Consider the following 25,757-nt stretch of genomic DNA (forward strand, 5'->3'; position numbering starts at 1 on the left):
GGCCATGTCTGTAAATGAGGGAAATATGGCATTTCGGACAACAGACGACCATGACAGGATGCCGACGTCAAGCCGACAAGGGAGGGTATCCGGATGTCCACGCCGCTTCAGATTGGTCTCGTGCTGTTTCCGAGGGTGACCCAACTCGACTTCACCGGACCGTTGCAGGTGTTCTCCAGCCTGCCCGGCGCCAACGTCCATCTGATCTGGAAGCGGATCGAGCCGGTCGCAACCGATTCCGTATTGGCGCTGACGCCAACCATCACCTTCGCGGATTGCCCGCAACTCGACGTGATCTGCGTGCCCGGCGGGGTCGGCACCGACGACATGGTCAATGACGAGGAGATGCTGGCCTTCCTGCGCCAGCAGGCCGCGGGTGCAAAATACATCACCTCGGTCTGCACGGGATCGCTGGTGCTGGGCGCCGCCGGCCTGCTGAAAGGCTATCGCGCGGCCACACACTGGACCGCGATGGATTTTCTGTCCGCATTCGGAGCAATCCCGACCAAAAGCCGCGTCTGCATCGACCGCAACCGCGTCACCGGCGGCGGCGTCACCGCCGGAATCGATTTTGCGCTGACATTGGTCTCGCTGCTGCATGACCGCCGTACCGCGGAAGCGATCCAGCTCCGGCTCGAATACAACCCGGCGCCGCCGTTCAATTCCGGTTCGCCCGACACCGCGCCGCCGGAAGTGCTCGCCTTCATGAAGGACAGGATTGCGCAGGCGCAAATCCGCCGCGGCGAAATGATCGACCGCGCCGCGGCCAGGCTGGCGTAACGCAGCCGCGCGCGCAAAGAAAAAGGCCGCCTGGTTTCCCAGACGGCCTTTCCTGTCCTACGGCAGCCACACATTAGCGGGCGATTTCAGAACCTCTGCACCGGGGGCCTATCTCCCGGCCGTGTCCTACTCGGTGGCCGCTGCAAGTCGGGGCAGTCGCGAACTGGAGCCCGACACCGACGCGATGGTCTCCCATCTCCGTAAGATGTCCCATTGAGCCGCGGCGACGCGCAAAGCACAAGACGACGGCGATAGATGTCCCCGCTGATCCCGCTGTTCACAGGGGTCGGAGATCGTTGGCGTACGCCCACGCCGCCGACGTCACGGATGATGCAGCCGTAACAATGATGACGGGCTTACTTGCCGGGCGTCCAGGCGTGATAGTCGCCGGTGGCCTTGGGACGGCGGCCGCTGGCCAGCGTCGAGCCGGACGGGCGATAGGCCTGCGGCGTGCCGGTCTGGTTCGCCAGATGCGGCTTTTCCCATTCGCGCGGCGTGTAGCTCTCTTCGGTCGGCGCGACGTCGACGGTGTGATGTATCCAACCGTGCCACTCCGGCGGGATCTTGGTTGCCTCGGCATAGCCGTTATAGACCACCCAGCGCCGCTCGAAGCCGAGCGTCGGATCGATCTTGCGGCCCTTGGTGCGATAGTAGGTGTTGCCCTGCTCGTCCTGGCCGACCAGTTCGCCGAACCGCCACGTCCACAATTGCGTGCCAAAGGTCTGGCCGCTCCACCATGTGAAAAATTTGAGCAGAAACAGCTTCATGAGGACTCGGCCGGTTGGAGAGGACGAGCCGCTCTGATGCCATCGGCCGGCCGAATTGTCCAGATGGGTGCCGGTATCCCTGCCCTGTTTGGGCTGTCTGGACTCGGGTTTTGGCTGCACCGCGCGTCAGCGGCGCATTGTCGCGGAACCGGTGCAATCTGTTCATCGCGCATACAGTTCCCATCTGACACGGTGAGCATGGCGCACGATCGGTGCGCGGGCTCGGGAACGCCCGCTCCCTGAACGGGTTAGGCAATGTCCCGCAGATGGAGCCAGGAATGATCAATCTGAAGGTTTTGAGTACCGCCGCAATATTGGCGCTTGTGTTGCCGGCCGTGTTGCCGAGCACGAGCTTTGCCCAGGCCGTCCACGACTACAAAGGTGGTGGTGGCGGCGGCGGTGGCGCCAAAGGCCCTGTTGGTGGTGGTGGCGGCGGCATTCGGCAAGCTGGTGGCGGCGCCATTCCGCAAGCCGGTGGCGGCGGTGGTCCGCACTTTAGCGGGGGCGGCGGCGGCGGTGGCGGCTATTACCGCGGCGGCGGTGGAGGTGGTTACTACCGCCATGGCGGTGGCGGCGGCTTCATTCCCGGCGCGGTCGCGGGTGCCGTGATCGGCGGCGCCCTTGCCTCGGGCGGCTATTATGGTGGCCCGGCCTACGCGCCTGGCTACTACGACGACGGCTATTATGACGATGGTGCGGTGGCAGTGGCGCCAGCCCCCGGCAGTGACGATTCCGTTGGTTATTGCATGCAGCGCTATCGTTCCTACGACCCGAACTCAGGCACCTATCTCGGCAATGACGGCTACCGGCATCCCTGCCCGTAACGGCATCGCTTCTTGAATTGAAAAGGCGGCGCATTCCCTGCGCCGCCTTTTTCGTTTTCAACCGGAATCGATCAGGCTCGCGTCAGAAACGCAGCGCCATGGCGACGCCGCCGAGCGTAACCACGAGCGCGCCGATCTCGCGCAAGCCCAGCGGCTCGTGCAGCATCGCGGCCGCCGCGAGCACGCCGACCACCGGCACCAGCAGCGTGCCGATCGACGCCGTTGCCGCCGGCAGCCGCTCCAGTGCTGCGAACCAGCAGACATAACTCAGGCAGAACTGGATCAGCGTCATATAGACCATCGACGCCCAGCCGGTGGTTGAGAGCGCCGCAAGCTGCGGATGCTCGACAGCGAGGCCAACGATCGCGATCGGGAGGCAGCCGAGGCCGACCTGCCAGGCCGCTAGTGACAAAGGCGGCATCGCCAGCGGGAAATGTTTGGTCAGCACGGTCCCGAGCGCGACGCACACCGCGCCCGCCAGCGCACACAGGATGCCTGGCAGCTTTTCAACGCCGGCCTCGAGGCCGTTGCCGCCGATCAGCACGACGATACCGGCGAGCGCGACCAACAGCGAGATCGCGCGTAGCAGCGACAGCCGTTCGCCGAGAACGGGCCACGCCAGGAATGCGACCCAGACCGGGATCGATATCCCGAGCACGGCGGCCTCGCTGGCGCTGAGCCAAAGCAGTGCCAGCCCCATAAACGCGGTCCAACCGCCGATCGCCAGCGTCGATACCAGGAAAAGCCGCAGCCACATCGGCCGCGGCACGCTCAGTTGTTGCCGCCGCGCGACCGCGATCAGGGCGAGCGCAGCGGCGCCGACGATGCCGCACAGGCCGCGCGAGGACAGCGGCGGCCACTCCGTCAGGAGATGTTTCATGATCGGGAAGTTGAGCCCCCACCCCACCGATGCGACGACGAGGAAGCCGAGCCCGAGCGGAGACATTCGGGCGCGACCCGCTTGGCGATTGACAGACATGATGGAACCGGATCCGGGCGGGAGGCGTCTTTGTTCTTGTTCTGACACAACGAAAGGGAACTCGCTTCACGCAAATTCTATATGCACTCTACCATACAGACGATTTGTCGGCATTCCGTCTTAATCTTCGCGTGGGGCCAAGCGAGTCGCCGGACCGCAGCCCGAAGGAGAAGGAATCATTGTGCCGCGCGTTCTCGTGGTGGATGACGACCCGATGGTATCCGTCGCCATCGAGCTCTGTCTGACGCGCCAGGGTTTCGAGGTCACCGTCGCCGACGGTGGTGAGGCGGGAATGCGCGCTATCGAAGCATGCCGCTTCGACGTCATGCTGATCGACGTCTTCATGCCGCATATGCGCGGCTTCGAATCGATCCGGATGTTTCACGAGCGCATGCCTGAGGTGCCGATCGTCGCGATGTCAGGTTATGCCTTCGCCAACACCGAGCGCGCGCCGGATTTCCTGCGGATGACCATCGAACTCGGCGCGGCATGCTGCCTGCGCAAGCCGTTCACGCCGAACGCACTGTTGACCACGATAAATGAATGCCTCAACAAGCCGACAGTCTCCGCGCGTTTCTCAAACTAGCGAAATAAAGCCGTTCATGCCGTCGCAGCGCGTTATTATTGGAATTGGCCTTGCCATTCTGCTCGCGATCAGCGCCGCGTCAATCGGTTTGGACGTCAAGTCGCGCATCGACGCGGTCGCGGTTGGCGAGACGCTGGGTATGCTGCGGAAATTCGCCGATATCCAGTTGTTGCTCCGGCGATCCGAAAGCGCCGCGCGCGGTTTCGCCCTCAGCAAGGACGACTACTTCGTCCGGGAATATCGCAACGCCAGTGAGGGTGTCCCGGCGGCTTTCGACAACCTGATTGCCGAGTTTGCGGATCGTCCCGACGAGAAGCTCGTGATCGAGCAAGCCAAGGCCCTTGCCATCAGACGCATGGCTATCAGCGCCGAATTGATCAGGCTACAGGCGGCCGGCGATAGCGCCGGAGCTGCCGCGCAGATGGCGACGGCCGAAGGCCGCACGACCATGGAAAAGATCGACATCGGTCTTGAGAAAATCATTGTCCAGGTGAGAACGCGCCTCGCCGATCGCTACGCCGCTTCCAGCACCACCCGGGCCTTCCTGCTGGCCATCGATCTCGCCGGGGTCGTGCTGATCCTGATCCTGGCGACAACCCTGATCCAGACGTCGCGGCGATCAAGACGCGAGCTTCAGCACTCACTGGACGCGACGCAAGCTGCCAACGAATCCCTGGAGGCCGCGGTGGCCGAGCGCACCGAGCATCTGGTCGCCGCCCATGAAGAGCTGCGGCATTCGACCGAGGTGCTGCAGAACACCTTCAACAGCGTTGCGGAAGCGGTGATCGTCCTCAACGCCGGGGGCGAGATTATCCTCGCCAACCAGGCGGCCGGGAAATTGTTGAATTACGAGCCGGGCATGAACGTCCGGGAACTGCGGCGACAAAGCGTCGCCTATCACGCCGACGGGGTGACCCGGCTGTCGTCCGATGAAATGCCCTCCGCGCAGGTGCTGCGCGGCGAACCATTCGACGAGCAGGAAATCGTCATCCGTCCCGCCGACGGCCGCGATCCGCTGCATCTCGTGGTCAGCGGCCGCCCGCTGCGCGACGCCTCGGGCGGGATCAGCGGCGCGGCGCTGGTCTATCACGACATTTCGCAATGGCGCGAAACCGAGCACAAGCTGCAACAATCGCAAAAGCTCGACGCCATCGGCAAGCTTACCGGCGGCGTCGCGCACGACTTCAACAACATGCTGACGGTCATCACCGGCACCACCGAAACGCTGGTCGCGGGTCTGGAGCATATGCCGACGCTGCAGAAGACCGCGGCGATGATCGACCAGGCGGCGGAGCGCTGCAGCGAACTGATCCAGCACCTGCTCGCCTTCGCCCGCCGCCAGCCGCTGCATCCGCGCAATATCGACGTCAACGGCACCGTGCTCGATATCGCCAAACTGCTCCGCCCGACGCTCGGCGAACAGATCGAGATCGACTCGATCCTGGAGCAGGAGGTGGCGACCTCGCATATCGACGCCTCGCAGCTCGCGAACTCGCTGCTCAACATGGCGATCAACGCCCGCGATGCGATGCCCGATGGCGGCAAGCTGTTGCTGGAGACCCGCAACGTCGTGCTCGACGAAGCCTATGCCCAGGCCAATCCGGACGCGCGGCCCGGCGCCTATGTGATGCTCGCCGTCAGCGACACCGGCACCGGCATGTCCAGGGAGGTGCAGGACAAGGTGTTCGAGCCGTTCTTCACCACCAAGGAGGTCGGCAAGGGAACCGGGCTCGGCCTGAGCATGGTCTACGGCTTCGTCAAGCAATCCGGCGGTCACATCAAGATCTACAGCGAACTCGGCCACGGCACCACGATCAGGCTGTATCTGCCGCCGGCCCGCGGCCAGGTCGAGGCTCCGGCCGCCGCGGCGGCGCCGCCGTTGCATGGCGACGAGACCATCCTCGTGGTCGAAGACGACGCCCTGGTGCGCAACTTCGTCGCCGCGCAATTGAAGTCGCTCGGCTATGAAACGGTGACCGCCGCCGACGGCCCGGCCACGCTCGCCATCGTCGACAGCGGCCAGCCGTTCGACCTGCTGTTCACCGACGTCATCCTGCCCGGCGGCATGACAGGCCGGCAACTGGCCGATGAAGTGGCGCTACGCCGCCCGGGCACGAAGGTGCTCTATACCTCCGGCTATACCGACAACGCGATCGTGCATCAGGGCCGGCTCGATCCCGGCGTGCTGCTCTTGAGCAAGCCCTATCGCAAGTCGGGGTTGGCCGACATGGTCCGCCGTGCGCTGAAGGCGGGCAATCCGGGAGCGGCTTCGCCTGAACAGCTTATGAGCGCGTCGCCAGCACCACGCCCGCCAGCGTAAAGGCCAGCGCCACGATCTGTGTCAACCCCAGCGGCTCGTGCAGCGCGAGCGCCGATGCCACCACGCCGATCACGGGCACCGCCATGGTGCCGATCGCCGCTACCGACGCCGGCAGCCGCGCCAGCGCCGCAAACCAGCTGACATAGGCGATGCAGAACTGGATCACGATCGAATAGGACAATAGCCACCAGCCGAGCTGGCTGACCTTCTCGATATGCGTGGTCTCGATCAGCAGACCCGCCACCGCCACCGGAAAGCAGCCGAGCCCGATCTGCCAGGCCGCCGCCGGGATCGGCGGCAGTTGCAGCGGCAGTTTTTTGGCGAGCACGGTGCCGAGCGCGAAACCAATGGCAGCCGTCAGCGCCATCAAGATACCCGGCAGTTTGGCTGCGCTCGCGGTGAAGCCGTTGCCGCCCATGATCGCGGCAAGGCCCGCGAACGCCATCACCAGCGCGAAGCTGCGCAGCAAGGTCGGCCGCTCGCCGAGCACCGGCCAGGCCAGCAGCGAGGCCCAGACCGGCATGGTGTAGGCGATCAGCGCGGCTTCGCTGGCCGGCAGCCAGAGCAGCGCCAGCCCCATCAGCACCATCCAGCCGGTGACGTTGAGCAGTGCCGCCAGCATCAGCCGCGGCCACAACCGGCGCTCGACCCGCAGGCTCTGTCCCATCACTAGCGCGAAGGCGGCCAGCAGCGCCGCGCCGATCACGCCGGTGAGGCCCCGGAAGGTCAGCACCGGCAGCTCGCTGAGCAGGTATTTGGTGACCGGCCAATTGAAGCCCCAGCCCACCGACGTGATGGCGAGGAACATCAGGCCTGCGGGGGCGAGGCGCGCAGGCGCATTGGTGGGGGACGGGTTGGTCATGAGGGTACCGGCAAGAATCAGGCGGGCACCCTGCCGCGTATTTGGACCCGAGACTATCGGTTGGCGCGCATGTCAGGGCGGAACCCTCCGTAGGCCTACGTGAGTCTCGCCAGCGCAATCCTTTGCGCCGAATAAATAGTTGCCCTGTGAACAGCGGGAGCAGTCGGGATTTTGACCCCGCCAAACAATTTTTTACGCTTGGGAATCTGTGAGGACTCACTGATACTTGGACCCATCACAGACGCGGCATTGCCCCCTGTTATCCCCCCTTGTCCACCATATTTAGTATTTGATTCAGGAACTCGTACTAGTCCTTGACGGACGAGACGGAGTTGGCCTAGTTTTCAACCCGTTCGGCGCGAGTGTGTTTTGGGTCCCCGCCGGTCATCCCAAATGGGTTCCGAAACGACCACTCCGACGGCCGGTTGAGGCAGCGGATGAGGGCTTGTCTGCCCTCGGTTCTCGGGAATTCTTCTGAGAATTCCCAGGGTTCTTCGGGGCGCCAGAAACGGGCCGGAATAGGCCCAGAAGATGCGTCGGTAGAAGCGTTGGGGCGTTGAATTGCATGACCTCGGAAACCCTTCGGGTTGCCCTGGGAGTGCCAGAGAACAGGCCGGGTTTCACCGGTTGAGCTGCGGATGGCGCGGTCAGGGTTGTCCAAAACAGTTGTTTTGGACGGCCATGGTCAGGGAGTCCGCTCAAGGAATAACATCCGGTTCTCGCGGAAAGCGGGCCGGTCAAAGAAGAGACGGGGCACGACCATGCGAATCGAACGGCGCAACACCACTTCCGGCCAGTCACCCTACGCAGGGATTGATTTCAGATTGACGACATCTGAGATCCGCAACCCCGACGGTTCGATCGTGTTCCGCCTGGAAAACGTCGAGGTGCCCCAGTTCTGGTCGCAGGTCGCCTCCGACGTCTTGGCGCAGAAGTATTTCCGTAAAGCGGGCGTCGCCGCGCGCCTGAAGAAGGTCGAGGAAGAGACCGTGCCGTCCTGGCTGTGGCGCTCGGTGCCCGACACCGAGGCCCTGGCGCTCCTTCCCGAGAACGAGCGCTTCGTCAGCGAACTCAGCGCCAAACAGGTGTTCGACCGCCTCGCCGGCTGCTGGACCTATTGGGGCTGGAAGGGCAACTACTTCTCGTCGGAAGAAGACGCGAGCGCGTTCTTCGACGAGTTGCGCTTCATGCTGGCCAAGCAGATGGTCGCGCCGAACTCGCCGCAGTGGTTCAACACCGGCCTGCACTGGGCCTACGGCGTCGATGGTCCCGGCCAGGGCCACTATTACGTCGATCCCTTCACCGGCAAACTGACCAAATCCAAGTCGGCTTACGAGCATCCGCAGCCGCATGCCTGCTTCATCCAGGGCGTCGGTGACGACCTCGTCAACGAGGGCGGCATCATGGACCTCTGGGTCCGCGAGGCGCGCCTGTTCAAATATGGCTCCGGCACCGGCTCGAACTTCTCGCGCCTGCGCGGCGAAGGCGAAAAGCTGTCCGGCGGCGGCCGCTCCTCCGGCCTGATGAGCTTCCTCAAGATCGGCGACCGCGCCGCCGGCGCGATCAAGTCCGGCGGTACCACCCGCCGCGCGGCCAAGATGGTCGTGGTCGACGCTGATCACCCGGATATCGAGACCTATATCGACTGGAAGGTGAAGGAGGAGCAGAAGGTTGCGGCGCTGGTCACCGGCTCCAAGATCAACCAGAAGCATCTGAAGGCCGTGCTGAAGGCCTGCGTCAATTGCGAAGGTTCGGGCGACGACTGCTTCGACCCCGAGAAGAACCCTGCCCTGCGCCGCGAGATCAAGCTCGCGCGCCGTTCGCTGGTGTCCGACAACGTCATCAAGCGGGTGATCCAGTTCGCCAAGCAGGGCTACAAGGACATCGACTTTCCGACCTACGACACCGACTGGGATTCGGAAGCCTACCTCACCGTGTCCGGCCAGAACTCCAACAACTCGGTCTCGCTGAAGGACGATTTCCTCCGCGCCGTGGAAACCGACGGCGACTGGAACCTGATCGGCCGCACCAACAAGAAGGTGACGAAGACGCTCAAGGCGCGCGACCTCTGGGAAAAGATCGGCCACGCCGCCTGGGCCTCGGCCGATCCCGGCCTGCACTTCAACACCACCATGAACGACTGGCACACCTGCAAGGCGTCCGGCGACATCCGCGCCTCCAATCCGTGCTCGGAATACATGTTCCTGGACGACACCGCCTGCAACCTGGCCTCCGCCAACCTGATCACGTTCTATTCGACCACGACCAAGCGGTTCGACGTCGAATCCTACGAGCATCTGTGCCGGCTCTGGACCGTCGTGCTGGAAATCTCCGTCATGATGGCGCAGTTCCCCTCAAAGGCGATCGCCGAACTCTCCTACGAGTTCCGCACGCTCGGCCTCGGTTTTGCGAACATCGGCGGTCTGCTGATGACCATGGGTCTGTCGTATGACTCGAAGGAAGGCCGCGCGCTTTGCGGCGCGCTGACCGCGATCATGACCGGCATCTCCTACAAGACCTCCGCCGAGATGGCCGCCGAACTCGGCACCTTCCCCGGCTACAAGAAGAACGCCCAGCACATGCTGCGCGTGATCCGCAACCACCGCCGCGCCGCGCACGGCGAATCGCGCGGCTATGAGGCGCTCGCCGTGAGCCCAGTCCCGCTCGACCACGCCTCGTGCCCGCAGGCCGACATCGTCACCCATGCTATTGCTGCCTGGGACGACGCGCTGGCGCTCGGCGAGAAGCACGGCTATCGCAACGCGCAGACCACCGTGGTGGCGCCGACCGGCACCATCGGTCTGGTGATGGATTGCGACACCACCGGCATCGAGCCTGACTTCGCGCTGGTAAAATTCAAGAAGCTCGCCGGCGGCGGCTACTGGAAGATCATCAACCAGGCCGTCCCGGTCGCCCTGCGCACGCTCGGCTACTCCGAGGCCGATATTGCCGAGATCGAGGCCTACGCCGTCGGCCACGGCTCGCTCTCCAACGCGCCCGGCATCAACGTCTCGACGCTGAAGGCCAAGGGCTTCACCGACGAAGCGCTGGCCAAGGTGGAAAAGGCGCTGCCGACCGCGTTCGACATCAAGTTCGCCTTCAACAAGTGGACCTTTGGCGAAGATTTTCTGCGTGAGGTGCTGAACCTCGCGCCGGAAGCGATCGCGGCCCCCGGCTTCGACCTGCTCGCCGCCGTCGGCTTCACCAAGCGCGAGATCGAGGCCGCCAACGTTCACATCTGCGGTGCGATGACGGTGGAGGGAGCTCCCCACCTCAAAGCCGAACATTATGCGGTGTTCGACTGCGCCAACCCCTGCGGCAAGATCGGCAAGCGCTATCTGTCGGTCGAGAGCCACATCCGGATGATGGCGGCCTCGCAGCCGTTCATCTCGGGCGCGATCTCCAAAACCATCAACATGCCGAACGACGCCACCGTCGAGGATTGCAAGTCCGCCTACCTGCTGTCCTGGAAACTGGCGCTGAAGGCCAACGCGCTCTATCGCGACGGCTCAAAGCTGTCGCAGCCGCTGAATTCGCAGCTCATCGCCGACGATGACGACGAGGAGGATGCGACCGACGCCTATTACGACAAGCCGATGGCGGCGCGTACCGCCCAGGTCTCGGAAAAGATCGTCGAGAAGCTGGTCGAGCGCATCGTGGTGATGCGCGAGCGCGAGAAGATGCCGGATCGCCGCAAGGGTTATACCCAGAAGGCGGTGGTCGGCGGGCACAAGGTCTATCTGCGTACCGGCGAATATGACGACGGCCGGATCGGTGAGATCTTCATCGACATGCACAAGGAAGGCGCCGCACTGCGCTCCTTCATCAACAACTTCGCCATCGCGGTGTCGCTCGGCCTGCAATACGGCGTGCCGCTGGAGGAATATGTCGACGCCTTCACCTTCACCCGCTTCGAGCCGGCGGGCCCCGTGCAGGGCAACGACTCGATCAAGTACGCGACCTCGATCCTCGACTATGTGTTCCGCGAACTCGCGGTCAGCTACATGTCGCGCTTCGATCTCGCCCATGTCGATCCCAGCGAGTCGAACTTCGACGCGCTCGGCCGCGGCGTCGAGGAAGGCAAGGAGCCGGATCCGTCGCACTCGACCAAATATGTGTCGAAGGGCCTGACCCGCTCGCGCACCGACAAGCTCGTCGTCATGCGCTCGACCCCCAGCGATACCGACGCCCGCGGCGCCAGCAACGTCACCGCGATCGCCGGCCACGGCCCCAGCGCCCGCCTCGCCGACACGTTGGAAGGCGCGGTCGCGCTGAAGCAGGAAGTCCAGCACGACCTGTCGCCGACCGAAAAGCTGGAAGCCATGCAGTGGAGCAAGGCGGGCACCGCGCAAGCCGCTGCGCCCTCCAAGGCCGAGCGCCGCGCCGAAGCGAAAGCCAAAGGCTACGAAGGCGAGATGTGCTCGGAGTGCGGCAACTTCACGCTGGTGCGGAATGGCACCTGCATGAAGTGCGATACGTGTGGCAGCACGACGGGGTGCAGCTGAGAATATCGCAATCATCGAAATCGCGAGCAAATGGAAAGGGCGGCCAAACGGTCGCCCTTTCGATATGAGAAGGGAATTCGGTCCCAACGCGTCAGTTAAGAAAGATTGCCGCCTTACGAACGCGATCCCTGATCCAATTCGAAGACATAGCGAGACTGCTCTCAGGAACTTTCCGTGTGCCAAACAACAAGAATCAGCACTTCGTTCCGCGATGCCTTCTCCGACCGTTCACACTGGCCGGCGCCGGTACCGCAATAAACGTCTTCAATATTGCGCGCGACCGACCCATTTGGAACGCCTCGGTCAAGAGCCAATGTTCTCGCGATTATTTTTACGGCCATGACAGAAAAATTGAATCCATCTTAGCTTCACTCGAAGGAGAGTTTGCAGCAACTCTAAAGAAGTTGCAGCAAGGCGATATGCCAAACGACGATGAAAAACGTCAGCTCCTGCTTTTTTCCCTCGTCCAGTGGAGGCGCACTGCGGCGACAATCGAGGAGATGAAGCTGCAGCAGGAGGATTTCAAAGACAAAGTCCTAGCGGGACACCAAGAGCAACGTCACGAACTCGACTTGACTCACAACGAAATCGTCGTGATGTCGATGAGGATGGGTGTCGATATGCTCAAATACACTTTGGATTTGAAAGTATCGATCTTCTTAAACAGATCTTCAACCGATTTCGTGATCTCCGACAATCCATCGGTTCTGACCAACCGATTGCACCTGCAGCGATGGAATAATCGAAATTTTGGGGTCTCCAATTCAGGGGCTATATTCTCATTGCCACTCAGCCCCAAGCTTTCATTCATCGCTTACGATCGGGCCGCCTATACGATAGCTAACTCCTCTGGCTTCGTGGAGGTAAGAAAAGACGCTGACGTCTCGGCTCTGAATGAGCTGCAGGTTTTATCCGCGACCGAGAACCTCTATTTTTCTCAACCAAGCGCATCAGACAAGATTGGCGAACTGCTTCGCGCTTCCAAGAGCGAACGACAAATGCCTACTTTCCGGAATACGATGCTAATCTTGGATAGCGAAGATCAAGACGTCCAAACCTTCCGAGTCGCAGAATCCGATGAACTGGAGACAGCTAACCTCACCCACACGGAATTGTTGTCGCGAAAGCCGCAACGATGGCCTTCACAATTGACCTTTCGGTCGAAAATCAAAACATTTGGCAATGGCAGTAGCGTTGGCCATGTGAGGAAAGAAGACTGGCTCTCTCCTAGCTCGCCTATACGCCCTTTCCGTTTCAAAGAACCTACAGCGTAGTCGCGACGCTAGTCCGGCGCATCGATTACTAGAAGCCGTTGACGCCCGGTTCGCCATCGGCGCGCATTCGGTCTGCTACCGCGTCGGCACCGACATCGGCGGACGTAGGGATGACCGTGACGTACCCGCGTTGGCGGCTGGCGGCTTCGCCGCGGCGCGCGATGGGCTGGGCTTCGCACTGTCGACGGATTCCAGATAGCTCGTGAGCGCCCAGGCCGAGCTGGAATTGCTGGTGTAGTGGTCTTGCAGGAACAGCGCGTAGAATGGGTTGAACTCTTGCGAAACCCATCACTATCGCAACCTGCCATTCAATTGATGGGTATCGCTAAGCTCCACCCTTCCTACGCGCCAGCAGACAGTTACGGCTTTAATCCAAGAGAACTTTCGAATATTATTCAGGTGGCCGCAGAGAACCGCGACCTTATTCTGAGAGCGTGGCATGACCACTTCGGCAACTAGCGTTCGGTTTGACGAACACACGATGTGGGTCGAGCTGTCCGATGGCCGGACGCTCGGCGTGCCGCTCGCGTGGTTTCCGCGGCTTTTGCACGCAACACCTGCCGAACGCCAGCAGGTCGAATTGAGCCGTGTGGGCCTGCACTGGGAAGCGATCGACGAGGATATTTCAGTCGCCGGCTTATTGGCCGGCCGCGGAGACGTGACGCATTCGCCGGAGCACGCGGCATAGCGCGCATTCGCGCGATCCGTTCGCTTACCCTAGCCTACCCCTGCTCCGAAAATCCCAAAATCGTCTTCAGCAATTTCGGAAAGCGCGCATTGATATCCGCTTCGCGGACGACATTGCGGTGCTCGACGCCTTTTTTCGAGGTCTGGATCAATCCGGCTTCGCGCAGAATGCGGAAATGGTTCGACAGGGTCGACTTGGCCATGCCGGGGCACGGCGCTGCGGCCGTGCAGGACATGCAATCATTCTCATCCAGCAGGCTTTTGACGATACGCAGCCGCATCGGGTCCGCCAGTGCTGCCAGCACTCCGGCCAATGTGATGTCCTCACGCTGCGGGTGAACGAATTGCACCATGCCTAAATATATAGCGCTCCCCTTGAACACATTCAATAGTTCATTATTACTGAACTACTGAACAATTCGCACGTGTGCGGAGATGGAGAGCAAGATGACCAAGAGACTTGAAGGCAAAGTGGCGCTGGTAACCGGCGCATCAAAGGGTATCGGCGCCGAGATCGCGGTTCGCCTCGCCGCCGAGGGTGCGGCGGTCGCCGTGAACTACAGCGCCAGCAAGCAGGCGGCCGAGCGCGTGGTCGCTGCGATCACCGGCAAGGGCGGCAAAGCCGTGGCCGTGCACGGCAATCTCACCGACGCCGGCCATGTGAAATCGGTGGTGGCCGAGACCGTGAAGGCATTTGGCCCGATCGACATCCTCGTCAACAATGCCGGGCTCTACGAGTTCGCGCCGCTGGATGGCATTACCGCCGAGCACTTCCACAAGCATTTCGATCTCAACGTGCTTGGCCTGCTGCAAGTCTCGCAGGAAGCCGCGCGGCACTTCAACGAGGCCGGCGGCAGCATCGTCAACATCAGTTCCGGCGTGTCGACGATGGCGCCGCCGAACACCGCCGTCTACACCGCGACCAAGGCCTCGGTGGACGCCATCTCCTCGGTGCTGTCAAAGGAACTGGCGCCGCGAAAGATCCGCGTCAACACCGTCAACCCCGGCATGATCGCCACCGAAGGCGTGGTTTCCGCAGGGTTGGACGAAGGTGACATGCGCAAGTGGATCGAATCCGTCACGCCACTGGGCCGGATCGGCAAGGTCGAGGAGATCGCGGCGGCGGTGGCGTTCTTTGCTTCGGATGATGCTTCGTACGTCACCGGCGAAACATTGCACGTGACGGGCGGCCTGCACTAAGCGCCCGGCGCAGCACGCAGGATGGGGAAACCCATCCTGCGTGCTTGCGGCCTATCGCGTCGGCACCGGCATCGGCGGACGCAGCGATGACCGTGACGTACCAGCGGTGGCGGCTGGCGGCCTTGCCGCGGCGCGCGATGGGCTGCGCTTCGCACTGTCGACGGATTCCAGATAGCTCGTGAGCGCCCAGGCCGAGCTGGAATTGCTGGTGTAGTGGTCTTGCAGGAACAGATAAAGCCTGAGGCTGAACCGGCCCTTGGCGAGCCCGCGCGCGCTGCGATGGCAAGTCGCGCAGCTCTCGGCAAACATTTTTGGCGCCGGCTTGTCCTGATCGAGATTCTGCGCGACGGCCGCCGAGCCGCCCAACGCAGCCAAAACGGTAAAAACAACAAGACCGCAGCCCGTTTTCGTTGACGACATCAATTTTGGCCGGTGGCTGAACGGATGAGAGACCTGCCCACCGCCGCTTGCATCAGCGACAGCAGAGGCGAAACGCAATCTGGCGCGTGCCAGTGGCAAAATGTGGGCTGCCGCACCACCTTTGCCTGCCTCGGCAACGTGGGCTAGAACGCCGCCATGTCCAGCACCTCGCCCCCCTCCTCGCCCCTCCCGTTCGACCAACTGCTCCACGCCGTCGGCCGCCGCCGTTCGGCCTATGGCTATATCAGCGGGCTTGCGCTCGACCGCGCTGCGCCCAGCGAGGCCTGGACCAGCCTGCCGTACCGGCCGGTGTTCGTCGGCGACACCGAGACCGGCGTGATCCACGGCGGCGTGGTCACGGCGATGCTGGACGAGACCTGCGGCATGGCGGTGCAGCTCGCGCTCGACGGCACCGGCGCGATCGCGACGCTGGACCTGCGGATCGACTACCAGAAGCCGGCGACGCCGGGGCTCGACATCCGCGCGCATTCGGTCTGCTATCGCGTCACCCGCTCGATCGCGTTCGTGCGCGCCACCGCCTACCAGGAGACCGAGGACGAACCGGTCGCCACCGCGACCGCCTGCTTCATGGTCGGCGCCAACCGCACCAACATGCTGGAGCGGCCGACCGAGCATCAGGCGCTGCCGGCGCTCGATGCGCCCCAAGATACGACCGGCCTGTTCGCCAACAGCCCGTTCGCGCGCTGGCTCGGCATTCGCGACCATGACCAAGGAACTGAACAAGGCACGCTGGTGATGCCGTTCTCGCCAAAAATCATCGGCAATCCGATCCTGCCCGCGATCCACGGCGGCATGACTGGCGCCTTCCTCGAAACCACCGCGATCGTCGGCGTGACGCGCGAACTCGGCGCATCAGCGACGCCGAAGCCGATCGGCCTCACGGTCAATTATCTCCGCTCCGGCCGGGCGCGGGACAGTTTTGCCAGCGTCTCGATCGTCAAGCAGGGGCTGCGCATCGTCGCCTTCGAAGCCCAGGCGTGGCAGGACGACCGCGCCAAACCGATCGCCACGGCGTTCGGACATTTCATGCTGCGGCGGACGGCGGATACGGAAGAGGAATAATATATAGCCCGGATGAGCGAAGCGATATCCGGGACATCTCTCACACCGCCCCGGATATCGCTTCGCTCATCCGGGCTACGAAGCAGACGCAGTTTTGTTCTTCATTCGACTCGGTTCTGTTCGCAAAGAACGAATCGGAGTCGCTCAAATCAGCGCGGGCGAAGTCTTAACAACAGGTTTGCTTCGTAGCCCGGATGAGCGAAAGCGATATCCGGGGCCTCTCTCACACCATCCCGCATATCGCTTTCGCTCATGCGGGCTACTTCTCGGCCGTGAAAAACTTGGTGCCGTCGAAGAATCTGTTCGGACGGGTGAACACCGATAGAAACATCGCACCGTTGGGTGCATGCGCGACATGGATGTTGCCGCCCGGCCGCCACACGAAGTCGCCCGGCCCGCAGCTTCCCTCGGCGTCTTCCAGCGACCCTTCGAGCATGAAGGTCTGTTCGAGCGCGGTGTGCTCGTGCAGCGGCACCACGGCACCGGGCGCCATCTTGAACAGGATGGTGGAGCGCCCTTCGTCATCGCTGTAGAGAATTTTCATCTCGATCCCGGCGAACTGCGTCGGCTGCCAGGGCATGCTGGAGGCAGCGACGATGGTCGAGCGAAGGTTCGGCGGGTTGACGGGCCTTGACGTTGTCGTTGAGGTTTTTTCGGGCTTGTTCATGGCCTCGCTCCCTGGATGCGGCTCATCTCCGTGAGCCGGCGGGAACGATGCTAGCATATTCCGCCCAGCGCGCGCATCACGACAAAAGCCCGCGACGCATCGCGGGCTTCTGTTATTTGTAGGATGGGTGGAGCGAAGCGATACCCATCAATACCGCCCGTGAGGTGATGGGTATCGCTTCGCTCCACCCACCCTACGTACTGTCAATGAATCGCGCGACTGGTAGTCTCGTTCGGGCCTTCCGCGGTCTTGGTCTTATGCCGCGGCGTCAGGACGCTGAGCTGAACCGGCGTCGCCGACATGGCGACCGGCGCCTGTTCGCTGACGTTTTCAGCGCCCAGCACCTGAAGCTGCACGGCAGAAACCGGCAGGCCCGCCTTTTCGTAAGCCGGCAACTCGCCCGCGACAGCGCCGGTCACAGCCGTCATCGCGAGGACAGCGGCGGCAGCGACGGACAGGGAAATCTTCTTCACGTCAGTTCTCCTTAATGGCTTGAAATACAGACTTATACGTCGCTTATTGCATTGCAATAGCTCATTGTTGCGACGCACAATAACGTGATCGCAGCGTCAATTCAGTCGTGAAGATTCGTTGGAAATTTTTTGCGGGCACCGTAGTCAGCGGACCGGCGCGCTCAGCGCGTGCGATGCGCTCGCTTGCGCTGAGAGCGACGTCGGTGACATGCACTTCGTAGGGCGGATTAGCGTCAGCGTAATCCGCCGTCGCAACAAGGCGGTGGGTTACGGCTTCCGCCTAACCCACCCTACTTGAGATACTCAGGCCGCCTTCGCTGTCTTTTCCGGCGGCGCGGTTTCCATCGCGCGCATGTAGAGATCGAGCAGGCCTTCGCGTTCGTCGCGCTCGTTCTTGTCCTGCTTGCGCAGCTTGATGATCTCCTTGAGGATCTTCACATCGAAGCCCTCGCCCTTGGCCTCTGCGAAAACTTCCTTCTTCTGCTCGTTCAGTTCCTGCAATTCGCTGTCGATGTTCTCGACCCGCTCCACAAAAGAACGGATCTTGCCGCCGGGAATGGTGATGTCTGACATGGTGCCTCTTGGTTGGTGAGGTCGTGAAAATGACCGCAAAGAAATCACCAATGTGTTAACCTCGACGGCATTAGCCCCAGGAACCCGACACTCCGCGATCCCATCCACATGAACGTGATTTCGATCCAGTCGCAGGTCGCTTTCGGCCATGTCGGCAACAGCGCCGCGGTGTTTCCGCTGCAGATGCACGGCATCGACGTGACAGCGGTGCCGACCACGCTGTTGAGCAACCGGCCGGGTTACCCGACCCTCCGCGGCCGGGTGCTGGAGGCGCAACTGGTCGCGGATCTGCTGCTCGGGATCGAGGAGCGCGGCGCGGTCGAGACATCGCGCATGATCCTGTCGGGCTATCTCGGCTCGGCCGACATCGCGGCCGTGGTCGCGGACTTCGTCATCCGTGCCAAAGCGCGCAACCCTACCCTGCTCTATTGCTGCGATCCCGTGCTCGGGGATCGCGACCGCGGCCTGTTCGTCCAGTCCGACATCCCACAGCTGGTGCGTGACCGGCTCTGTCCGCTGGCCGATATCATCACGCCCAATCATTTCGAGTTCGAAACCCTCGTCGGCGCGCGAGCCGGCACAAGGGCTGACATGATCGCGCAGGCGCAAACGTTGCTGGCGCGCGGTCCATCGACCATCGTCATTACCAGCGCCGAATTATCGGATACGCCCGACGGCGAGATCGAAACCCTTGCTGTCGAGAAAGCGCAAAGCTGGCGCGTGCGCACGCCAAAGCTGCCGATCAGCCCGTCCGGCACCGGCGATCTCTTTGCCGCGCTATTCGCTGCCGCGCGCGTTCAGGGCAAGGACACGCCGCAAGCACTCGGCCACGCCGCTTCCGCGATCTACGCCGTGCTGGAGCGCACCGCGGCTGCAGGCACCGCGGAAATGCGTATCGTCGAGAGCGCCGAACAGCTGGTCCACCCGACGCGCCGGTTCGACGCCACCGCGATCGGCTAGCACCGTCATTGCGAGGAGCATAGCGACGAAGGCGAAGTCGTGTCTATCGACTGTCATTCCGGGATGGTCCGATGGACCAGACCTCAGATGCGCAATTGCGCATCGGGGAATCTCGAGATTCCCCGATGTGCAAGTGCACATCTGAGGTTCGATGCTTCGCATCGCCCCGGAATGACGGCTCACCGTCATTTCAGCGTGCGACAAAACGACCCGACGGGCAAATCACCAAAGTCTGTCTAGTGCTTGGCGCAAAAATATTTCCATTGCGCCGTCGGGCAAATCAGCCGTCTAACTCCGCCCGTCTCCCGCGACAAGAGGGGCGATCGCGATCGTCACGAACGTGCGGTGGGATGCGATGGACGCCGATGCTGCGACTGACGAGCGCGGCAAAGGCGTACGGTGAAGTCGTGTGGACCTGATGCCGCGACGCTGGCGTCAAGTTCGTGGGGAGCTAACGCTTCTTGCGGATGACGGTGACAACCAAGCCCGTTCACCGGGGTGAGCACGAAGTAAGCCGTAAAGCCGTTGCGTGGGGGAGGCCGGAGTGTTTCCGCTGAACCTGTATGCTCGTGTGCAGCTTTATTTAGTGCCATCGCACGCGAGACCGCGGGTGCAGCGCGCACCCGGTCTTCCCCGCGCCCTCTTCACCGAAGAGGGACAAACGAAATGCAAAACCTCGGGCGTATCGCGCCGCGAGAACGCGAAGTTGTATCTATCCGCCGTCATTCCGGGATGGTCCGAAGGACCAGACCTCAGATGCGCAATTGCGCATCGGGGAATCTCGAGATTCTCAGATGTGCAATTGCACATCTTAGTTCGATGCTTCGCATCGCCCCGGAATGACGCCGAAAGAGCTGATGACGTGAATTGCAGGTTGGGCTGTTTGAAACTCAAATACGAGACGACCGAAGGTAGCTGCGCCCTCTCAAAACGGCGGCTTCTTCCGCTCCCGCTGCATCTTCGCCGCCTCGATCCACCACGCCAGGTCATCCGCGAACCGCGGAAACGCGTGCGTCAGCGCCTTGCCGCCCTCGCCGAGCGGCTGCCCCTCGGCGGACAGCGTCTGCGAAATCGGGCCGACCGCAAGCGTGCTCGAAATCACCACCATGCCCATCTCGGACAGCGTGCCATGCCAGGCCAGCGCGGCGCGGGCGCCGGCAAAGCGGCCGGCCGAATAGCTGGCGATGGCGGCGGGGCGCCAGAACCATTCCTCGAGGAAATGATCGGTGAGATTTTTCAACCCCGGCTGAATGCCCCAGTTGTACTCGCCGGTGACGAACACAAAACCGTCGGCGCCGCGAATCTGCCCGGCGAGTTTCTCCAGCCGCTCGGGCGCCTGCCCCCTCGGATATTCCTTGTACATCCGGTCGAGCATCGGCAGACCGATCGCCCTGGCGTCGATCAGTTCGACATCGTCGCCCCTGGCCCGCAGTCCTTCAATGACGAATTGCGCGAGCCGGATGCCCATGCGGTCGGAGCGGTAGGAGCCGTAGAGAACGAGAATGCGGTTGCTCATGATGGGGACAGGCTATCACAGCCAGAGCGTTTTAGAACGAAGCGGAAACCGGTTCGCACAACGAAAACGCGTCAAAAAAACAGGCCTCAGCGCCAATAGCGCCAAAGGTCGGCTTTGTCGTTCGAACGATGTTCGGGGGAGTTCGGCGGCAGCGCGAGGCCTCTGATGAAGCCGAGCAGGCAAACGGCGACGAAGCCGAAGGCGCCCGCCACACCGATCCAGTGAAAAATGCTGTCCATGCCGCTACCTCCGACCATTGGTCGCGGGGCATGGCCAACGGGTTCACCGGGGGCGCGGACGCAGGACCCGGCCGGGGGTTCCCGGCCCCGGGACGGCCCCAACCTCTCCACCTCAGCGCCTTGCTTTGGTCAAACCCGGCTGGCCGTCTGGACCGGCCCCGCGGCCTTCACCGCCACGAATCCGCTCGGGCGTTTCTGTTGATGACATTGGACTGATAGAGGGACACCAATGCAATCCACGCCAAACCTGCGCGACGCCGATCCGCACGACGTGTTCGTGATCGAACCAAACGTCTCGCTCGCCGCGCGCGCCGACAAGGCGCCGCTGGATCAGTTGTACGACGTACTGAGTCATCCATCGGTGCCGCGTCCGTCGGATCGCGCTCCGTCGCACGTCAGACCCGATCCCGAACTCCGCGTCGCGCCGGACTTCTCCGCCAGCGCCGCGGTGCCATCAGTCGATGCCGCCGCTCGCGGGACCGTCGCAGATGATATCCCGGTCGACGATACCAGGTTTAACGATATCAGGCTTGGCGACACCGAAATCAGCGCGCACCAGCCCGCAACCAGCAAGTTCGCCCGAGGCGCTGTCATGAGCCTGTTCGCGATAGGCAGCGCCGTCGCTGCCGCCGCATGGCAGCACTATGGCGATGACGCCAAGGCGATGTTCGCGCAATATACGCCGCCGTTCTCGCTGGCTTCCTCGGCTTCGGTCGAAAAGCCCGCGACGTCAGAGCAACCGGCCGCTGCGGCGGTTCAGGCGGCGGAAAGCCAGCCCGCCGAGACCGCCGCGCCGGCGACGGCCAGCGCCGCACTGGTGACGGCAAGCGCCGCACCGGTGACAGCCGCCGCGCCCGACCAGACGCAGGTGATCCAGTCGATGGCGCGCGACCTCGCCGCGATGGGCCAGCAGATCAACGAACTCAAGGCGAGTATCGAGCAGATCAAGGCCGGCCAGGCGCAGATGGCAGGTGCACCGGCGAGGACGACCGAAGCCCGTCTCGCCGAACCTGCCCCGCGGCCCCGGGTCGCGCCGCCGCCTCCGGTTCACGCGTCCACCGCGCCCGTGCGCAGGCCGAAACAAGTATTCCCCTACGCGCCGATCGCGCCCGCGCCGGTGGCGCCGCAGCCACAAACCGCCGCGGCTCCCGCGCCGCTCGCACCGCAGGCCCAAGCCGCAGAGGCCGCCGACGGCGGCCCCGTGGTGCGCCCGCCGATGCCGCTGCGGTAGGGGGCGAAGGCGGGTCAGCTCTGATGCGGCCCGCGCATCATCTTCATGGCGTCCTCGATGTGGCGCCACTCCTTGGCCTCCTCGGCCTCGCCCTTGTGCTCGCAGGCCTGCGCATTCTGCGCGGCCTCGGCGATGGCCGATAGACCGTGCTGCTCCATCATCTGGCGCGCGATGGTGTGAATTTGCGAATGGGACATCATATCGCTCTCTCCCCGATGGCTTAACCGCGCGCAACGACCGCCGCGGCGCTTCCCGTGCCTGAAAACGCCCGAAGCCTAGGTCTCGTTCCCGGGACATCCACGCGCAATTCCAGGCCGGTTCCCGCGTCATTCCCACCCGGGCCAACCTCCCATTGAACCTTCGCCCGGCCACTGGCGTCCAACACTTCAAATCAGCCTTTGATCTCAATCGATTTCGCCAAAATTCATTCCGCGGGCACGACCCATGTTCGTCCACGCTTCCCGTTGGTGCCGCCGCCCCGGTCTCGCGCTGGCGTCGCTTGCTGCGGCTTGCTCCCTCGCCTTCGCCGCACCGGCCGAGAAGCCGGTCGCCGGCAAGGTGGTGCATTTTCCGCAAGGGGTCTGGAGCGCGCTGCCGCAGCTCGGGCCGGACGGCAAGGTGCGGCAATGCGTGCTGGTGGCGGCGCGCGATCGCGCGACCGGGGATGGCACGGTGACGACGCGGCTTTCGTTCACCATCAGCCGGGGCAGCGGGTTCACGGCCGTGATTCAGGATGACCGCGTGCCGACCGAAGAGGTATTGGACGACCAGGCCGAAATCCTGATCGACAACCGCGCCTTTCCCTCCGTGGGCTTCCCGGTCGCCGGCACCGCCTTCATCTTCCATCCCGGCGATGCCGCCGGCGCGCTCGCGGCGCTCGCCAAAGCCAGCCGCATCACGCTGCGTTCGGATGGCGCCGGCGTCGATTCCGGCGCCATCGCCGTCAATCTTCCCTCCGATGCACTCAAATGGCTCAACGAATGCAGCCGGATATTCAACATCGCGATCGACAGACCGACCGACCCCAACGCGCCCGACATGCCGGCGCCGCGGCCGCGCTCGCCGAAAATCGTCGACATTTCGACCTTGCCGCCCGGTCCTCCCGGCATGTCGGACAAGCAGAAGATCGAGGGCTGGGATGCCTCCGAGCTGCGCAACAGCGAAGGCAGTATCGTCGTCTGCTTCATTCGCCGCCACTATGTGATGGGATCGGAGCCCTCCTCGCGCCGGATGGCAACGTTCCTGATGGTAAGCCGCAAGCGCGGCTTCACCCTCATGCTCAAGGACAGCAATATCAATCAGCCCGAGGGCACGCCGGTCGAAGCGACGCTGAAGGTCGGCGACGATCCGTTCACCGGCTTCTCCGCCCAGGTGCAGGGCAATGACGAAATCGGAATCTTCCCGCAGCATGCCGCGGCGCTGGCCGCCGTGCTCGAGAAAGGCATCCGCGTCACCTTCAAGTCGAAGGTCAGCGACAATTTCGAATTTCCGGTGCAGGCCAGCGTCATCCCGTGGCTGCGCGCCTGCGCGCGCCGCAACGGCCTCGCGTTCGAGCAGGCGGGGCAGTAAACGGCGAGCGGCTACAAATTATCTATTTCCGACGGCTCGAACCAGTTCGTCAGCGACAGCCCGCCGTCGACCACGATCGCGGCGCCGGTGACGTAGGCCGAGATCCGGTTCGACAGCACCGCGAGCGCCATCGGCGCCAGGTCTTCGGCAGCTCCAAGACGGCCGAGCGGAATGTGCCGGGCGAGCTTGGGATCGGCGACGAAGCCGCCGGCTGCGATGGCGCCGGGTACCAGCGCGTTGACGCGGATGCCGTAGCGGCCGAATGTCTTGGCCAGTTCTCGCACCAGCATCGCAAGCCCGGCTTTCGCGGTGGAATAATGCGGCAGGTTGCGCGGCGTGCCGGCATGCAGCGAGGTCAGCAACAGGAACGATCCGCCCGCCTGATCCGCGATCAGTTTCCGCGCCAGCCCACGGGCGAGGTGAAAGCCCGCCTCGAGATTGACCGCATGCATCTGCGCCCAGGTTTCGGTCGTGACCGCCATCGCATGATCGGCCTCGCGCCGCGGCGGCGAGGCTGAGTGCACGAAATGCGTCACCCGTCCGACCGAGGCTTCAGCATGCGCCAGCAGCGCATCGCGGGCCGCGGCATTGGCGAGGTCGCCGACCCATGCGGCTGCAAGTTCAGGCCGCGGCGTGGATTTCACCGCCGCCGTCACCGTATCCTCGTTGACGTCGGCGAATACGGTTCGCACGCCCTCGCCGATCAGCGCCTGTGCGATCGCGCGACCGATGCCGTTGCCGGCGCCGGTAACCAGCGCCGCCTCGCGCGCGGGATCGAAGGGCATGTCGAAAAGGCTCATGGTGGCAAGCTCCTCGGGTATCTCGTTATGGCCCTGAACCCTACCGCCTGTGGGTGCGACCAACCATGGACGATTTCGATCAACAGACAGTCCGATGCCCTCCTTGCTCTATACCGCGCTCTTCGAAGCCCTCGGTGCCGTCGCCCTCTGGACGATGGTCACCGATATCAGGGCCGGCAGCACGACCAACCGCGGCATGACCATCGATGCCAAGGAAAATCCCGGCGGATTTTACCTCATCATGTTCGCCAAAGGCGCCTTCGCCTGTTTTGCCGCGGCCGTGCTGTTGCACACGCTAGGCCTGATCGGCGATCCCGTGACATGGATCCACCAGACGTTTCCGTTCCTGAAGGTCCGGTAGCCGATCACCGGTTTGACCGACCGCCCCCGCATCGCCCTTGCGCTGGATCAATACGGCGCAACGCCCGCATCGACAGGTTGCTTTCGCCCGGCAGGAAATCGGCCTATTGTCGTGCCTGCAACCGGCGGGGCTATCCCATGCGAACCCGCGTTCGAAAGTTTGCCCACGTTCTGGAACGCCTTGGCCTTGCCATGGCCGGAGCGGCAAGCGGGTTGTTTGTGTCGGCGCTGGTGGGAACGAGCATCGCGCTGTTCACGTCCCAAGCCTTCCTGCTCCTGATGATGCTCGGCGGCGCCGTCGGATTCTATCTCGGTATCGACACCCCGCCGCTGCGCTTCAACGCCACGAGCGCCCAGCCCGCGGACGGCCATTGGATCGGCAAGATCGACACCCCGGAATTCCTCAGCGCGGTCGGCACCTTCCTCGCGGCGTTCTCGGCCTTCGCTTCCGTCGGCGTGATCGTGCTTCGCCACGATCCGCATGTCGCCTGGACCTGGATGATCATGGCCGGATGGTGCGTCGGCGTCGTCATGCAGACCGTCGCCGGCGCGATTGCGCGCACGCGGCGATGAGGCAGGTTGGAACCGGCGCGCGTTCGCAGATCGTTAAGCAAATCTCGGCGCGACGCGCCTGCCATCAAACAAATTCCACAATTTTTTCTAGGAAGAGAAGTTCGCATCATTCAACAAGGAGAACTTCCATGCGGTTTGGTCACGCCCTCTTCATCGCGGCAACGGCCGGCCTTCTCACGCTGGCGGCTCCGACGCTGGCCCGGAATACCGATGCGCAAAAAACCGCCGAGCAGCCGGCGTCGTCGTCGTGTCACGCCTATCAGATGGCTGCCGATGGGCAGTGGACAACCGTGCCCTGCCAGGAGACGGGTTCCACAGGCCAGACGCAGCACAAATCCGCGCCGAAGAGCGCTGACGAAGAGACGCACTGAAGCGCGGGAAACACACCCCGGAGAATCTCGGGATTCCCCGATGCGCAATTGCGCATCTGAGGTCTGGTCCTTCGGACCATCCCGAAATGACAACCCAACGTCATTGCAATGACAGACACCAACCCCGCCGCTGATCGT

26 protein-coding genes and 1 pseudogene are annotated in these 25,757 nt (G+C 63.1%); 14 read left to right on the forward strand and 13 right to left on the reverse strand.

Going from position 1 to position 25,757, the window contains the following annotated elements; translation table 11 throughout:
* Window positions 1-93 precede the first annotated feature (93 nt).
* Entirely contained in the window at window positions 94-780 is a 687-nt protein-coding gene (locus FFI89_RS19530; protein ID WP_138829321.1) for a DJ-1/PfpI family protein, read from the forward strand.
* Between the two features lie 356 nt (window positions 781-1,136).
* Here the strand turns inward: FFI89_RS19530 and FFI89_RS19535 are convergent, their stop codons facing one another.
* Window positions 1,137-1,547 (reverse strand): NADH:ubiquinone oxidoreductase subunit NDUFA12, encoded by a 411-nt coding sequence (locus tag FFI89_RS19535; RefSeq protein ID WP_138829322.1) that lies wholly within the window; start codon window positions 1,545-1,547, stop codon window positions 1,137-1,139.
* Between the two features lie 278 nt (window positions 1,548-1,825).
* Between FFI89_RS19535 and FFI89_RS19540 the strand changes: the two genes are divergently transcribed.
* Entirely contained in the window at window positions 1,826-2,371 is a 546-nt protein-coding gene (locus tag FFI89_RS19540; RefSeq protein ID WP_138829323.1) for a BA14K family protein, read from the forward strand.
* 82 nt (window positions 2,372-2,453) lie between these two features.
* Here FFI89_RS19540 and FFI89_RS19545 read toward each other — a convergent pair whose 3' ends face one another.
* Entirely contained in the window at window positions 2,454-3,317 is an 864-nt protein-coding gene (locus FFI89_RS19545) for a DMT family transporter (RefSeq protein WP_246669195.1), read from the reverse strand.
* Window positions 3,318-3,531: 214 nt separating this feature from the next.
* Between FFI89_RS19545 and FFI89_RS19550 the strand changes: the two genes are divergently transcribed.
* Window positions 3,532-3,936 (forward strand): response regulator, encoded by a 405-nt coding sequence (locus FFI89_RS19550; protein ID WP_138829325.1) that lies wholly within the window; start codon window positions 3,532-3,534, stop codon window positions 3,934-3,936.
* A 16-nt stretch (window positions 3,937-3,952) separates the two neighbouring features.
* Window positions 3,953-6,256, forward strand: a complete 2,304-nt coding sequence (locus FFI89_RS19555; protein WP_138829326.1) for a CHASE3 domain-containing protein — start codon at window positions 3,953-3,955, stop codon at window positions 6,254-6,256.
* Here the strand turns inward: FFI89_RS19555 and FFI89_RS19560 are convergent.
* Window positions 6,219-7,118, reverse strand: coding sequence for a DMT family transporter (locus tag FFI89_RS19560; RefSeq protein ID WP_138829327.1), 900 nt, complete (start codon window positions 7,116-7,118; stop codon window positions 6,219-6,221). The two genes, FFI89_RS19555 and FFI89_RS19560, sit on opposite strands and share 38 nt — an antisense overlap.
* Before the next feature lie 761 nt (window positions 7,119-7,879).
* Between FFI89_RS19560 and FFI89_RS19565 the strand changes: the two genes are divergently transcribed.
* From FFI89_RS19565 to FFI89_RS19580, 3 genes are all read left to right on the forward strand, one after another.
* Window positions 7,880-11,623 (forward strand): vitamin B12-dependent ribonucleotide reductase, encoded by a 3,744-nt coding sequence (locus FFI89_RS19565; protein WP_138829328.1) that lies wholly within the window; start codon window positions 7,880-7,882, stop codon window positions 11,621-11,623.
* A gap of 176 nt (window positions 11,624-11,799) precedes the next feature.
* Window positions 11,800-12,897 carry a DUF4238 domain-containing protein gene (locus FFI89_RS19570; protein ID WP_168212956.1) on the forward strand — a complete coding sequence of 366 codons (1,098 nt, stop codon included), beginning with the start codon at window positions 11,800-11,802 and terminating at the stop codon, window positions 12,895-12,897.
* A gap of 439 nt (window positions 12,898-13,336) precedes the next feature.
* On the forward strand, window positions 13,337-13,585 hold the full coding sequence (locus FFI89_RS19580) for a DUF2442 domain-containing protein (RefSeq protein ID WP_138829330.1): 249 nt from the start codon (window positions 13,337-13,339) through the stop codon (window positions 13,583-13,585).
* A 34-nt stretch (window positions 13,586-13,619) separates the two neighbouring features.
* Here the strand turns inward: FFI89_RS19580 and FFI89_RS19585 are convergent, their stop codons facing one another.
* Entirely contained in the window at window positions 13,620-13,937 is a 318-nt protein-coding gene (locus FFI89_RS19585; RefSeq protein ID WP_138829331.1) for a helix-turn-helix transcriptional regulator, read from the reverse strand.
* A 94-nt stretch (window positions 13,938-14,031) separates the two neighbouring features.
* Here FFI89_RS19585 and FFI89_RS19590 point away from each other — a divergent pair, with 94 nt between their 5' ends.
* Complete coding sequence (locus tag FFI89_RS19590) at window positions 14,032-14,784, forward strand: SDR family NAD(P)-dependent oxidoreductase (protein ID WP_138829332.1); 753 nt, start codon at window positions 14,032-14,034, stop codon at window positions 14,782-14,784.
* Window positions 14,785-14,835: 51 nt separating this feature from the next.
* On the opposite strand, the gene FFI89_RS19595 is transcribed toward FFI89_RS19590, so the two are convergent.
* Complete coding sequence (locus FFI89_RS19595; RefSeq protein ID WP_138829333.1) at window positions 14,836-15,204, reverse strand: hypothetical protein; 369 nt, start codon at window positions 15,202-15,204, stop codon at window positions 14,836-14,838.
* Window positions 15,205-15,360: 156 nt separating this feature from the next.
* Between FFI89_RS19595 and FFI89_RS19600 the strand changes: the two genes are divergently transcribed.
* Window positions 15,361-16,287 (forward strand): hotdog domain-containing protein, encoded by a 927-nt coding sequence (locus tag FFI89_RS19600; RefSeq protein ID WP_138829334.1) that lies wholly within the window; start codon window positions 15,361-15,363, stop codon window positions 16,285-16,287.
* Between the two features lie 259 nt (window positions 16,288-16,546).
* Here the strand turns inward: FFI89_RS19600 and FFI89_RS19605 are convergent, their stop codons facing one another.
* From FFI89_RS19605 to FFI89_RS19615, 3 genes are all read right to left on the reverse strand, one after another.
* Window positions 16,547-16,954, reverse strand: coding sequence for a cupin domain-containing protein (locus tag FFI89_RS19605; protein WP_168212957.1), 408 nt, complete (start codon window positions 16,952-16,954; stop codon window positions 16,547-16,549).
* Window positions 16,955-17,157: 203 nt separating this feature from the next.
* Window positions 17,158-17,427: a hypothetical protein gene (locus FFI89_RS19610; RefSeq protein ID WP_138829336.1), complete on the reverse strand. Its 270-nt coding sequence runs from the start codon at window positions 17,425-17,427 to the stop codon at window positions 17,158-17,160.
* A 303-nt stretch (window positions 17,428-17,730) separates the two neighbouring features.
* Window positions 17,731-18,000: a DUF2312 domain-containing protein gene (locus FFI89_RS19615; protein WP_138829337.1), complete on the reverse strand. Its 270-nt coding sequence runs from the start codon at window positions 17,998-18,000 to the stop codon at window positions 17,731-17,733.
* 108 nt (window positions 18,001-18,108) lie between these two features.
* Between FFI89_RS19615 and pdxY the strand changes: the two genes are divergently transcribed.
* Window positions 18,109-18,960, forward strand: coding sequence for a pyridoxal kinase PdxY (gene pdxY / locus FFI89_RS19620; RefSeq protein WP_138829338.1), 852 nt, complete (start codon window positions 18,109-18,111; stop codon window positions 18,958-18,960).
* 925 nt (window positions 18,961-19,885) lie between these two features.
* Here the strand turns inward: pdxY and FFI89_RS19635 are convergent.
* Both FFI89_RS19635 and FFI89_RS34455 read right to left on the reverse strand, forming a co-directional pair.
* Window positions 19,886-20,476: an NADPH-dependent FMN reductase gene (locus tag FFI89_RS19635; protein WP_138829339.1), complete on the reverse strand. Its 591-nt coding sequence runs from the start codon at window positions 20,474-20,476 to the stop codon at window positions 19,886-19,888.
* 86 nt (window positions 20,477-20,562) lie between these two features.
* Complete coding sequence (locus tag FFI89_RS34455) at window positions 20,563-20,715, reverse strand: hypothetical protein (RefSeq protein ID WP_168212958.1); 153 nt, start codon at window positions 20,713-20,715, stop codon at window positions 20,563-20,565.
* A 229-nt stretch (window positions 20,716-20,944) separates the two neighbouring features.
* On the opposite strand from FFI89_RS34455, the gene FFI89_RS19640 reads away from it, so the two are divergent.
* A complete protein-coding gene (locus FFI89_RS19640; RefSeq protein WP_138829340.1) occupies window positions 20,945-21,946 on the forward strand; it encodes a hypothetical protein in 1,002 nt (333 codons plus the stop codon).
* 14 nt (window positions 21,947-21,960) lie between these two features.
* On the opposite strand, the gene FFI89_RS19645 is transcribed toward FFI89_RS19640, so the two are convergent.
* From FFI89_RS19645 to FFI89_RS19655, 3 genes and pseudogenes are all read right to left on the reverse strand, one after another.
* Entirely contained in the window at window positions 21,961-22,146 is a 186-nt protein-coding gene (locus FFI89_RS19645; protein WP_138829341.1) for a hypothetical protein, read from the reverse strand.
* 515 nt (window positions 22,147-22,661) lie between these two features.
* Window positions 22,662-22,709, reverse strand: a pseudogene (locus FFI89_RS35380) (hypothetical protein); the annotation flags it as partial.
* A gap of 817 nt (window positions 22,710-23,526) precedes the next feature.
* Window positions 23,527-24,315, reverse strand: a complete 789-nt coding sequence (locus tag FFI89_RS19655) for an SDR family NAD(P)-dependent oxidoreductase (RefSeq protein ID WP_138829342.1) — start codon at window positions 24,313-24,315, stop codon at window positions 23,527-23,529.
* Between the two features lie 94 nt (window positions 24,316-24,409).
* On the opposite strand from FFI89_RS19655, the gene FFI89_RS19660 reads away from it, so the two are divergent.
* The 3 genes from FFI89_RS19660 to FFI89_RS19670 all read left to right on the forward strand — a co-directional run bounded on the left by FFI89_RS19660 (window position 24,410) and on the right by FFI89_RS19670 (window position 25,619).
* Window positions 24,410-24,676: a hypothetical protein gene (locus FFI89_RS19660; RefSeq protein WP_138829343.1), complete on the forward strand. Its 267-nt coding sequence runs from the start codon at window positions 24,410-24,412 to the stop codon at window positions 24,674-24,676.
* Between the two features lie 137 nt (window positions 24,677-24,813).
* The gene (locus tag FFI89_RS19665; protein ID WP_138829344.1) at window positions 24,814-25,248 is read left to right on the forward strand and encodes a hypothetical protein; all 435 of its coding nucleotides are present in this window, start codon (window positions 24,814-24,816) and stop codon (window positions 25,246-25,248) included.
* Between the two features lie 128 nt (window positions 25,249-25,376).
* Complete coding sequence (locus FFI89_RS19670; protein ID WP_138829345.1) at window positions 25,377-25,619, forward strand: hypothetical protein; 243 nt, start codon at window positions 25,377-25,379, stop codon at window positions 25,617-25,619.
* Window positions 25,620-25,757 lie beyond the last annotated feature (138 nt).

Origin of the sequence: Bradyrhizobium sp. KBS0727 (assembly GCF_005937885.2) — a bacterium.
Taxonomy (GTDB): Bacteria; Pseudomonadota; Alphaproteobacteria; order Rhizobiales; family Xanthobacteraceae; genus Bradyrhizobium.